The sequence below is a fragment of the Streptomyces europaeiscabiei genome (assembly GCF_001550375.1).
GTDB lineage: Bacteria > Actinomycetota > Actinomycetes > Streptomycetales > Streptomycetaceae > Streptomyces > Streptomyces europaeiscabiei.
In genome coordinates this window covers 21,555-32,377 of record NZ_LRTR01000450.1, presented here as the reverse complement: position 1 = coordinate 32,377, position 10,823 = coordinate 21,555, and the positions used below count along the sequence as shown (strand labels likewise).

At 71.6% G+C, this 10,823-nt stretch carries 11 protein-coding genes and 1 pseudogene; 5 read left to right on the top strand and 7 right to left on the bottom strand.

The genetic code is table 11. The features are described 5' to 3' along the window. The 5 genes and pseudogenes from AWZ10_RS21960 to thpD form a co-directional block, all read left to right on the top strand. Nucleotides 1-184, top strand: a pseudogene (locus tag AWZ10_RS21960) (alanine--glyoxylate aminotransferase family protein); the annotation flags it as partial. 336 nt (nucleotides 185-520) lie between these two features. Further along, nucleotides 521-1,072, top strand: a complete 552-nt coding sequence (gene ectA, locus AWZ10_RS21955) for a diaminobutyrate acetyltransferase (protein ID WP_234361233.1) — start codon at nucleotides 521-523, stop codon at nucleotides 1,070-1,072. A 75-nt stretch (nucleotides 1,073-1,147) separates the two neighbouring features. Continuing rightward, nucleotides 1,148-2,419 (top strand): diaminobutyrate--2-oxoglutarate transaminase, encoded by a 1,272-nt coding sequence (gene ectB / locus AWZ10_RS21950; protein WP_060891866.1) that lies wholly within the window; start codon nucleotides 1,148-1,150, stop codon nucleotides 2,417-2,419. A gap of 49 nt (nucleotides 2,420-2,468) precedes the next feature. Next, nucleotides 2,469-2,867 (top strand): ectoine synthase, encoded by a 399-nt coding sequence (locus tag AWZ10_RS21945; protein ID WP_037691365.1) that lies wholly within the window; start codon nucleotides 2,469-2,471, stop codon nucleotides 2,865-2,867. A gap of 5 nt (nucleotides 2,868-2,872) precedes the next feature. Beyond that, nucleotides 2,873-3,760 (top strand): ectoine hydroxylase, encoded by an 888-nt coding sequence (thpD, locus tag AWZ10_RS21940; RefSeq protein WP_046709678.1) that lies wholly within the window; start codon nucleotides 2,873-2,875, stop codon nucleotides 3,758-3,760. A 209-nt stretch (nucleotides 3,761-3,969) separates the two neighbouring features. Here the strand turns inward: thpD and AWZ10_RS21935 are convergent, their stop codons facing one another. From AWZ10_RS21935 to AWZ10_RS21905, 7 genes are all read right to left on the bottom strand, one after another. Beyond that, nucleotides 3,970-4,995 carry a maleylpyruvate isomerase family mycothiol-dependent enzyme gene (locus AWZ10_RS21935; protein WP_060891865.1) on the bottom strand — a complete coding sequence of 342 codons (1,026 nt, stop codon included), beginning with the start codon at nucleotides 4,993-4,995 and terminating at the stop codon, nucleotides 3,970-3,972. Between the two features lie 76 nt (nucleotides 4,996-5,071). After that, a complete protein-coding gene (locus tag AWZ10_RS21930; protein WP_037691371.1) occupies nucleotides 5,072-5,680 on the bottom strand; it encodes an RNA polymerase sigma factor in 609 nt (202 codons plus the stop codon). 55 nt (nucleotides 5,681-5,735) lie between these two features. Then, nucleotides 5,736-6,785, bottom strand: coding sequence for an aminotransferase class V-fold PLP-dependent enzyme (locus tag AWZ10_RS21925; RefSeq protein ID WP_046709770.1), 1,050 nt, complete (start codon nucleotides 6,783-6,785; stop codon nucleotides 5,736-5,738). 108 nt (nucleotides 6,786-6,893) lie between these two features. Next, nucleotides 6,894-7,610 carry a DsbA family oxidoreductase gene (locus tag AWZ10_RS21920; protein ID WP_046709769.1) on the bottom strand — a complete coding sequence of 239 codons (717 nt, stop codon included), beginning with the start codon at nucleotides 7,608-7,610 and terminating at the stop codon, nucleotides 6,894-6,896. A gap of 95 nt (nucleotides 7,611-7,705) precedes the next feature. Continuing rightward, nucleotides 7,706-8,218, bottom strand: a complete 513-nt coding sequence (locus AWZ10_RS21915) for a GNAT family N-acetyltransferase (protein WP_173531729.1) — start codon at nucleotides 8,216-8,218, stop codon at nucleotides 7,706-7,708. A 249-nt stretch (nucleotides 8,219-8,467) separates the two neighbouring features. Beyond that, nucleotides 8,468-9,076: a DUF1349 domain-containing protein gene (locus tag AWZ10_RS21910; protein WP_060891864.1), complete on the bottom strand. Its 609-nt coding sequence runs from the start codon at nucleotides 9,074-9,076 to the stop codon at nucleotides 8,468-8,470. 111 nt (nucleotides 9,077-9,187) lie between these two features. Then, complete coding sequence (locus AWZ10_RS21905) at nucleotides 9,188-10,717, bottom strand: aldehyde dehydrogenase (NADP(+)) (RefSeq protein ID WP_078935698.1); 1,530 nt, start codon at nucleotides 10,715-10,717, stop codon at nucleotides 9,188-9,190. Nucleotides 10,718-10,823 lie beyond the last annotated feature (106 nt).

Here is a 10,823-nt window from a genome sequence, read left to right as displayed (position 1 = left end):
GCCGCTGGCCGCGGGCGGCGGCGCCCTCGCCTCGGAGATGGTCCGCGTGAACCACTACGGCCCCGACGCGACACCGGGGGTCGTGCACGCCTGCCTCGCGGGGCTGGGGGCGGCGCTGACCGGGTTCGGCAGGGTGGTGGACCTGGCGGGGGCCCGTCGCGCGGCGACGAGGGCCTGGGCGTAAAAGGTTCCGCCAAGGGCAAACACGGCGCTTTTCCTCGACGGTAATTCATTGAATTCAGCGGGCAGAACCCCGTATTCTTCTGCCCGCTCTCACCTTCCTCAAACGCAAAGATTTCGCGAACACTGAGGGGCGCAATTCGAGCAGATCTCGTGAGGGTTACGCACGTGTGACCGACTCCACAGCGCACCCTTTTCGTCCGGTAATTTCCGGACGAAAACCATCAGATCCACCTCGCTACACCGGAGCGCTCACGCCCGCGTGATAACACGTGGGCGGCGCATACGTAACCCCGCGGGGCGATGCAATTCGAAATTCCGCTGGGTAAATTCAAGCCGTATGACTGCCGCACAAGCAGACCTGCACACCCAGCCCCTGGAAGCTCCTGAGGAAATCGTGGAAGGGATTCGGATCGACCGCCCCTGCGTGGCGGACGGCGCGGCGCTGTGGCGTATCGCCGGGGACTCCGGAACCCTGGACCTGAACTCCTCGTACAGCTATCTGCTGTGGTGCCGGGACTTCGCGGACACCTCGGTGGTGGCGCGGGACGAGTCCGGGGAACCGGTCGGGTTCGTGACCGGGTACGTGCGGCCCGAGCGGCCGGACACCCTGCTCGTGTGGCAGGTGGCCGTCGACGAGGCGCACCGGGGGCTCGGCCTCGCGGCCGCGCTGCTGGACGGGCTCACGGCACGGGTCGCGCGACGGCACCCCCTGACCACCGTCGAGACCACCATCACGCCGGGCAACACCGCGTCCGAGCGCCTGTTCGCCTCGTACGCCGCACGTCATGGCGCGGACATCGAGCGCACGGTCCTGTTCGAGGCGGCGGACTTCCCGGACGGCCCGCACCAGCCCGAGATGCTCCACCGCATCGGCCCGCTGTCCCCCTGAGCCCGCCCGCACTCCCTCCCCCTCCCTCCCCTCCCTTCTTCCTCTCTCCCCCCACGCATCGAGGAGCGATTCGACGTGACCATCACCCAGCCCGACCTGAGCGTCTTCGAGACCCTGGAGTCCGAGGTGCGCAGCTACTGCCGCGGCTGGCCCACCGTCTTCGACCGCGCGCAGGGCAGCCGGATGCACGACGAGGACGGCCACACCTACCTGGACTTCTTCGCCGGCGCCGGTTCACTCAACTACGGCCACAACAACCCCGTGCTCAAACGCGCCCTCATCGACTATCTGGAGCGGGACGGCGTCACCCACGGGCTCGACATGTCGACGACCGCCAAGCGGGCCTTCCTGGAGTCCTTCCAGAACCTGGTGCTGCGGCCGCGCGACCTGCCCTACAAGGTCATGTTCCCGGGGCCGACCGGCACCAACGCGGTGGAGTCGGCGCTGAAGCTGGCCCGGAAGGTGAAGGGGCGCGAGGCCATCGTGTCGTTCACCAACGCCTTCCACGGCATGTCGCTCGGGTCGCTCGCGGTCACCGGCAACGCCTTCAAGCGGGCCGGGGCGGGCATTCCGCTCGTCCACGGGACCCCGATGCCGTTCGACAACTACTTCGACGGGCAGGTCCCCGACTTCCTGTGGTTCGAGCGGCTGTTGGAGGACCAGGGGTCCGGGCTGAACAAGCCCGCCGCCGTGATCGTCGAGACCGTGCAGGGCGAGGGCGGCATCAACGTCGCCCGCCCGGAGTGGCTGCGCGCGCTCGCCGGACTGTGCGAGCGGCAGGACATGCTGCTGATCGTCGACGACATCCAGATGGGCTGCGGTCGTACGGGCGCCTTCTTCTCGTTCGAGGAGTCGGGCATCACCCCCGACATCGTGACCGTCTCCAAGTCCATCAGCGGCTACGGGCTGCCGATGTCGCTCTGCCTGTTCAAGCCGGAGCTGGACATCTGGGAGCCGGGCGAGCACAACGGCACGTTCCGCGGCAACAACCCCGCCTTCGTCACGGCGACGGCCGCCCTGGAGGCGTACTGGGCGGACGGGTCCGCGATGGAGAAGCAGACCCGGGAGCGCGGTGAACAGGTCGAGCAGGCACTGATCTCGATCACCGAGGAGAACCTCGCCGATGTGAAGGAGTACCGGGGGCGCGGCCTGGTCTGGGGCATCGAGTTCCACGAGAAGGCGCGCGCGGGGCGGATCGCCCAGCGGGCTTTCGAACTCGGCCTGCTGATCGAGACGTCCGGCCCGGAGAGCGAGGTCGTCAAGCTGCTGCCCGCCCTCACCATCACCCCCGACGAGCTGGACGAGGGGCTGCGCGTCCTCGCCCGAGCCGTGCGGGAGACCGTCTGAGACCACAGCGGATCACCAGAGAAACCTATCGAGGAGGCATCGCAACACCGTGATCGTCCGTTCGTTCAAGGACATCGAAGGAACCGACCGGCATGTGAAGTCGGCGTCCGGTACCTGGGAGAGCAAGCGGATCGTGCTCGCCCGGGAACGCGTCGGGTTCTCCCTGCACGAGACCGTCCTGTACGCGGGTACGGAGACGTCGATGTGGTACGCGAACCACGTCGAGGCAGTCGTGTGCGTCGAGGGCGAGGCCGAGCTCACCGACCAGGAGACCGGGCGGAGTTACACGATCACGCCCGGCACCATGTACCTCCTCGACGGGCACGAGCGGCACACGCTGCGGGTGAAGGAGGACTTCCGCTGCCTGTGCGTGTTCAACCCGCCCGTGACCGGGAGGGAGGACCACGACGAGAACGGCGTCTATCCCCTACTGACGGAGGAGGGCTGACCACCATGACCACGATCACCGACCTCTACCCCAGCCGCGGAGCCACCGAGGTGTCGGTCCCGCGTCAGGACCCGGTCGTCTGGGGCTCCCCCGGCACGCCCGGCCCGGTCTCCCTCGCCGAACTCCAGGCGTACGAGCGCGACGGCTTCCTCCCCGTCGAGCAGCTCATCGCGCCGGACGAGGTCGCCGTCTACCGGCAGGAGCTGGAGCGGCTCGTCGCCGATCCGGCGATCCGCGCCGACGAGCGCTCGATCGTCGAGCCGCAGTCGCAGGAGATCCGGTCGGTCTTCGAGGTGCACCGGATCAGCGAGCTGTTCGCGCGGTTGGTGCGCGACGAGCGGGTCGTCGGGCGGGCCCGGCAGATCCTCGGCTCGGACGTCTACGTGCACCAGTCGCGGATCAACGTGAAGCCGGGCTTCGGCGCGTCCGGGTTCTACTGGCACTCCGACTTCGAGACCTGGCACGCCGAGGACGGCCTGCCGAACATGCGGACGGTGTCCGTGTCGATCGCGCTGACGGAGAACCACGACACCAACGGCGGCCTGATGATCATGCCGGGGTCGCACCGGACGTTCCTCGGCTGCGCGGGGGCCACCCCGAAGGACAACTACAAGAAGTCGCTGCAGATGCAGGACGCCGGCACCCCGTCCGACGAGGCGCTGACGGCCATGGCCTCCGAGTACGGCATCAAGCTGTTCACGGGCAAGGCCGGTTCGGCGACCTGGTTCGACTGCAACTGCATGCACGGCTCCGGCGACAACATCACGCCGTTCCCGCGCAGCAACGTCTTCATCGTGTTCAACAGCGTGGAGAACACGGCGGTCGAGCCGTTCTCGGCGCCGGTTCCGCGGCCGGAGTTCATCGGAGCACGGGACTTCACCCCGGTGCGCTGACCCCGCCGTCCCGTTGACGGGGCCGGACGGTCGCTGCCCCCGAGCGACCGCCCGGCCCTTTCGCGCGTCCCGATCGGCTGCGGCCACCACGGTTGTGGGCGGCTGCCGGTCGGTGGGGCTGGTCGCGCCCGCGTGGCGCAGCCGCACACGCCGGAGCCCCGCGCCCCTCAGGGGCGCGGACACGCACCTGCGTCAGGATGGTCCCCTTCTCACAGCCACGCCAGCGACGCCGCCCTCTCCAGTACGGTCCTCGCGGCGCTCTCGTCTCCCGTGATGCCCCTCGGGACCTCGTCCGGGGCGTACCGGCCGCCCACCAGGAGGCAGAAGTCGACGGGGTCCAGGGTGAGTTCGGCGTGTACGGGCCCGGTGTCGTCGCCGAGGATCCAGCTGGTGTCCGTGGGCCCGGTGACCTCGAACAGGACGGGGGGCGCGGTGTGGAGGGCCGGGCCGAGGATGCGGACGGCCAGGCGGACCAGGGACCAGAGGTGTTCGTCGGGGGGCGGGGGGACGGGGAGGCCGAGCGCGCGCCCGATGTCGTCCGTGTGGATCCACGCCTCGAAGGCGCGGACCACGAAGTGGTCGGCGACCGGCAGCCGCAGGCCCATCACCGTGACGGGCCGGGCGGCGAGTTCGGGGTCGCCGGCCTCGGGCGTGGCCAGCAGCGCGGCGGCCTGCGCCGCCCAGGTGGCGACCGTCTCCCCGGGCGTGCGCCCGTGCTCGTGGGCGATGACGTCGGCGGTACGCCTGTCCCAGGCGTCCCCGGCGGACATCCCTTCCGGGATGTGCGAGGCGGGCAGGCGCGTGTCGATGCCCAGGCGTACGGCGAGGTGCTCGTCGGCCGCGACGAGGTGCGCGACGGTGGCGTGCGCGTCCCAGTCGTGCACGACCGGTGCGCTCCAGCGGCCGTCCAACTCCGGCACCAGCGCCTGGAGTCCGGCCACGGCGGCCGCGTAGGGGGCGGCGTGGTGGGCGATCTCGGCGGCGCGGGGCCGACGGGAGCGGAGGGCGAGCGCGAGGACACCGTCGGCGCTGCCGTTCACGCAACCACCGGGCACGGCACTCGGTCCCGGCGTGCCGTCCAGCAGGCGTACGGTGTCGCGGAGCCGTTCGGCCTCCGCCGCGCACGACTCGCAGCCGGCCAGGTGCAGGGGCACCGTGCGCCGGTCGCCGGGTGGGAGCGCGCCGACCGCCCAGGCGGCCAGCAGCTCCCGTACGCCGTCGTGGTCGTTGGTCATCGCGCGCCGCCCTTTCGCCCTGCCACGTCCACGATACGCACGCTCCGCGCGGCCCGGACGGTGGTGTACGCCCCCATCACGCGCCCCTCACCACTGCCGGGTCCGGCGGGTCCGCGAGGGACTCCGCCAGCTTGCGCAGGGCCGAGCGGAGCCGGGTCTTCGCGGTGCCCTCGGGTATGCCCAGTTCGACGGCGGCCTGGCGGTAGGTGCGGCCCGCGAAGTAGGCGAGGTGGACCACCTCCCGCTGGGGGCGCGGGAGTTCGGCGAGGGCGGTGTGCAGCAGGAGGGAAAGCTCGCGGTCGACGACCGCCTCGTCCGGGCCGGGCCCGGCGTCGGGGATGGCGTGCAGCGCGGAGTCGTCGGCTCGGGCGTCCTTGCGGTGCCGGGCCTCGCCGCGCACCCAGTCCACGGCCCGCCGGTGGGCCACCATGGACAGCCAGGTGCGCAGCGAGCCCCGGCGCGCGTCGAAGCCGTACGGCCTGCTCCACAGCTGGGCGAAGACCTCCTGCGCCACGTCCTCGGCGGCCGCCGGGCTGCGGGTGACCCGTACGGCCACCCGCCGGACGAGTCCCCCGTACGCCGCGTACGCCTCACGCAGCGCGGACTCGTCCCCGTACACCAGCCGCCGATGCAACTCCACATCGGTGAACGGCTGTTCGAGCGTCGGCTCCACCGGCACCACCACCTAGTGATGCCTTCCTAGCGTCCGAGGCACGGTCCGCGCCAGTGGGTCTCGGAAGTCAGTCGGACAGAACGTCCAGGAGCCGGTCGACGTGCGCTCGCGTGTTGTACAGGTGGAAGGCGGCCCGCAGATGGCCCGCGCGGTCGGAGACCTCGACCCCCGCACGGCTCAATTCCGCCTGTCGGTGGCCGAGTCCGGGCACCGACACGATCGCTGATCCGGGCGCCGGAACCGGCTCGTGGCCGAGGCCGGCCAGACCCGCGCGGAACCGGTCGGCCAGCGCCAGGTCGTGGTCCCGCACGTTGGCCACACCCAGCTCCTCGATCAGCGCCAGGGACCGGCGGGCGCCCGCGTACGAGAAGAGGCTGGGGCTCTCGTCGAACCGGCGGGCGGAGTCGGCGAGTTCCTGGACCGGGCCGTAGCAGCTGTCCCACGGCTCCTGCCCCGCGACCCAGCCGGCGAAGACGGGGGTGAGGCCGCCGAAGTCCTCCGGGACGACGAGGAAGGTCACTCCGCGCGGGCAGACGAGCCACTTGAAGGCGACGGAGACGACGTAGTCGTACGCGTCCGCCTCGATCGGCAGCCAGCCGACGGACTGCGACGCGTCCACGTACGTACGCGCCCCGTGCGCCCGCGCGGCCTCACTGATCGCGCCAAGGTCGGCGACCCGGCCGTCGGCGGACTGGGCGGCGCTCACCGCGACGAGCGCCGTGCCGGGGCGCACCGACTCGGCGACGCGTTCCAGCGGGACCTGGCGCACCTTGAGGTCGCCGCGCACATGGAAGGGGTTCACGAGGGACGTGAAGTCGGCCTCCGCGGTCAGCACCTCCGCGCCCTCGGGCAGCGAGGCCGCGATCAGCCCGCTGTAGACGGCGACCGAGGCCCCGGCCGCCACGCGGCGGTCCGGCACCCCGACGATCCGCCCGAACGCGGCCCGTGCGGCCTCCACATCGGCGAACATGTCCTGCGGCTGTCCGGCCGCCACGGACTCGACACCGGCCTTCATCGCGTCGACGGCACGGGCCGGCAGCAGCCCGGTGCTCGCGGTGTTCAGATAGGTGTTCTTCGGGGCGAACTCGGTCCGGACGAGGCTCTCGAAGGTCTCCATGTCACCACTGTGCGGCCGGGCGCATCTCACGTCCATTGAGATGTTCTGCGCACTTTCCCCAAGTAATGCTTATGCATGGCGGCTGACCTGCGGTGCGGGTCTCCCGGCCTACTGAGGCACCGCACACCCGTCCGGCCCGCAGGCCTCCGCGCCCTCGGCCGCCACGACCTGCAACGGCGCCGGCCTCTCCCCCCACGCCTGGACGAGAGCCTTCTCGAACACCTCCGCGGACTGTGCCCCGGACACCCCGTACTTCCGGTCCAGCACGAAGAACGGCACCCCGTTCGCGCCGAGCTCCGCCGCCTCCCGCTCGTCCGCGCGGACGGCGTCGGCGTACGCGGCGGAGTCGGCCAGCACCTTGCGGACCGCGTCCTCCTCCAGCCCCGCCTCGACGGCCAGTTCGACCAGATAGGAGTCCGCGTCGGCGTACACGGACCGCTCCTCGGCGAAGTTCGCCCGGTAGAAGGCCTGCAGCAGCTCGCTCTGGCGCCCCTGCTCCTTGGCGAAGTGGAGCAGACGGTGCATGTCGAAGGTGCTGCCGTGATCACGGCCCTCGGCCCGGTAGGCGAGCCCCTCGGCGCCGGCCTGCTCACGGAGGTTGTGCTCGCCGGCCTGGGCCTGCGCCTCGCTCATCCCGTACTTCTTGCTCAGCATGGTGAGGACCGGCTGGATGTCGTCCTTGGCGCGGCCCGGGTCGAGCTCGAAGGAGCGGTGCACCACCTCGACGCCGTCGCGGTGCGGGAAGGCCGCGAGCGCCTTCTCGAAGCGGGCCTTGCCCACGTAGCACCAGGGGCAGGCGATGTCGCTCCAGATCTCGACGCGCATGGTGTCAGCTCTCTCCAGGTCGTACGGGTACGGAGACGGCCTCCGCTTCTACGGTTGGTGAACGTTCAAGCAGCCTGGCTCATTCCCGGCCGTGCTCATTCCCCGGTCACGGTGAAAGCGAGGAGAACGTGGTGGTCGCCCGGGGCGGGCGGGTACAGGGGATCGGGCGCCCAGCCCAGGTTCGCGTAGAAGGCCCGCGCCCGGTGGTTGTCCACGTGGACGGAGAGGCCGGCCGTGCGTCTGCCGTCCGCCCGCCACTCCTCCACGCAGGCCGCGTGCAGGGCCCGGCCGGTGCCGCGGCGCCAGTGGACGGGGTCCACGTGGAACTGCGCGAGGTGGACGGTGTCGGCGGGTGCGCCATCGGGGGTGCGGAAGGAGGCCACGGCGGTGATGCGGCCCTGCTCCGCGGCGCACAGTACGTGGGTGTCCGGGTGCTCGATGGCGTGGCGCCAGGCGGTCGGCCAGTCGGGGCCGTCGGTGGGGGTGCCGTTCGGGTAGTACGTGGCGCGGGCGCGGGTGTGCAGGGTGGTGATGGCCGGGGCCTCGGCGGGGAGCGCGGTCCTGATCACGCGCGCTCCGGTCACTCGGTTCACACGGTCCTTGATCATGCCGGGGAGGACGTGAGCGAGGGCGGTGTGGTTCCGCGGATCTCTTTCGCCCCCGCCGCCCTTACCCGTCCCGTCTCCCCAGGGGCGCTGCCCCTTCGACCCCGAGGGGCGGCTTGGGTGGGTGGGCTGTCGGGGGCGGGGGACCCGTGCGTGGGTTTGTGCGGGTTCGACGGAGGCTCTCGGAGGGCTCTCGCGCCGTTCCCCGCGCCCCTGAAAACGGGGCGCGGCCCCCGGCTGCGTCGGCTGCCCTCAGCTGCCGTTTCTCAGGTCCTTCGGCCAGTTCGGGCGGAATTCGATCTCGTCGTAGGTGACCACACAGCCCTCGCCCATCGGGGACTGGGTCATGAAGCCGACCAGGGCGGCGCCGCTCTCCTGCTCGCCGGCGAGGGTGAAGAGACGGACGAAGGTCCACTGCTTGCCGTCGCGGGAGGCGTGGAAGGCGAAGGCCCGGCCGGTGCGGCTGACCCGCAGCCACACCGAGCTGCCCTCCACGGTGAAGGAGTTGGCGTCGTCCGAATGTCCCCGGGTGACCACCGTGCACACGGTCGGCACGTCCGGCGAGTACTCCAGGCAGAGCTTCGCCCAGGCCCGTTCCCCCACGTGCACGTACAGCACGCCCGCGTCGAACCCGGCGGCGAAGCCGACGGTGACCCGGGCGATCAGCTGGAAGTCCCCCTCCGGCGAACCCAGCAGCCGGGGCGCGTCCGAAACGGGATCCAGGCCCTCGCCGGTGGGCGGCACGAACCGGTCCTGCCGAGGACCGGCCCACCCGGTGAGCACCCCGTCCTCATGGGACCAGTGCCCATCGGGTCCGTATGTGCGCAGAGAGAACGGGAGTTCGGGAATTTCGACGTCCATTGGGGGATTCTCGCAGCTCGCGGCCCCCAGCCGCGCCCCTTGGGGCGCGGGGAACTGCGCGAGCAACCATGACGCACGCGCAGTCCGGAACGAGCCGAACCCCCTGCGCCGCTACCGCTCCAGGTGGCCGTTGAACCGCCGCGGCAGCCCCAGCGGGTTCTCGTCCCGCAGCTCCGCCGGAAGCAGCGCCTCGGGCGCCCCCTGGTAGGCCACCGGCCGCAGCCACCGCTCGATCGCCGTACCGCCCACCGACGTGGACGTGGACGTCGTCGCCGGGTAGGGGCCGCCGTGGTGCTGGGCCGCGGCCACAGCCACACCCGTCGGCCAGCCGTTCACGAGCACCCGCCCGGCCAGCGGCGTCAGCTCGGCCAGCAGCTCCGGCCCGCGCCCCTCCCCGGAGGCCTCTCCACCGGACACGTGCACCGTGGCGGTGAGGTTGCCCGGCAGACGGGACAGGACCGACTTGGCCTCGTCCTCGTCCTCGTAGCGCGCCACGACCGTGAGCGGCCCGAAGCACTCCTCCAGGAGCAGGTCGTGCTCGCCCTCGGCCGCCAGCTTGCCGGCGGGGACGGTCAGGAAGCCGGGGCTGACGGTGTGCTCGCCGCCCGCGCCGGCGGTCACCGGCGACTCCACATCGGGCAGCTCGGCACGCTCGGCGACGCCGGCGAGGAAGTTGTCGCGCATCCGGTGGTCCAGCAGGACCCCCGAGCCGACGTCGCTGACCGCGTCGGTGAGCGACTTGAGCAGCCGGTCACCGGCGGCGCCGGCGGGCGCCAGCACCAGGCCCGGCTTCACGCAGAACTGGCCGACGCCGAGGGTCATGGAGCCGGCGAGGCCCGTGCCGATGGCCTCGGCACGCTCCTCGGCGGCGGCAGCGGTGATCAGGACGGGGTTCAGGGAGCCCAGCTCGCCGTGGAACGGGATCGGCACCGGCCGTGCGGCCGCCGCGTCGAAGAGGGCGCGGCCACCGCGTACCGAACCGGTGAAGCCGGCGGCGGTGACGAGCGGGTGCTTGACCAGTTCGACGCCCGCCTCGAAGCCGTGGACGAGGCCGAGGACGCCCTCGGGGATGCCGTGCTCGGCGGCGGCCCGGCGCAGCACGATCGCGACCAGCTCGGACAGCGCCGGGTGGTCGGGGTGGGCCTTGACGACGACCGGGCAGCCGGCGGCCAGCGCGCTCGCCGTGTCGCCGCCGGGGACGGAGAAGGCGAAGGGGAAGTTCGAGGCCGAGTAGACGGCGACGACGCCCAGCGGGACCTTGTAGCGGCGCAGGTCGGGGATGGGCGGGGTGGCCGTGTCGTCGGGGTGGTTGATCACCACGTCGAGGAACGCGCCCTCGTCCACGATGTCGGCGAAGGCCCGCAGCTGGTAGCAGGTGCGGGCGAGTTCACCGGTGAGCCGGACCGGGCCGAGCGCGGTCTCCGCGTCGGCGACCTCGACGAGCTGGTCCTTGGCCGCCTGGAGCTGCTCGGCGGCGGAGCGCAGGAAGGCCGCGCGGACCGTGCGGTCGGCCAGGGAGCCGCGGGCGGTGTGCGCCGCGCGGACGGCGGCGTCCACCTCCTGAGCTGTGGCTTCCACCGCAACCTGCTCGCGCTGCTTCCCGGTTCGGGGGTCGACACTCCAGACTGGTGCTGCTGCCACCGGGGGTTCCTCCACGTATTCCTGAGCGTATTTCTGGGTCCATCCACCAGGGTCGTTCGATATGCTGAACGCTGTCTCTGATGATGAATATGCTGTCTGAGACTAT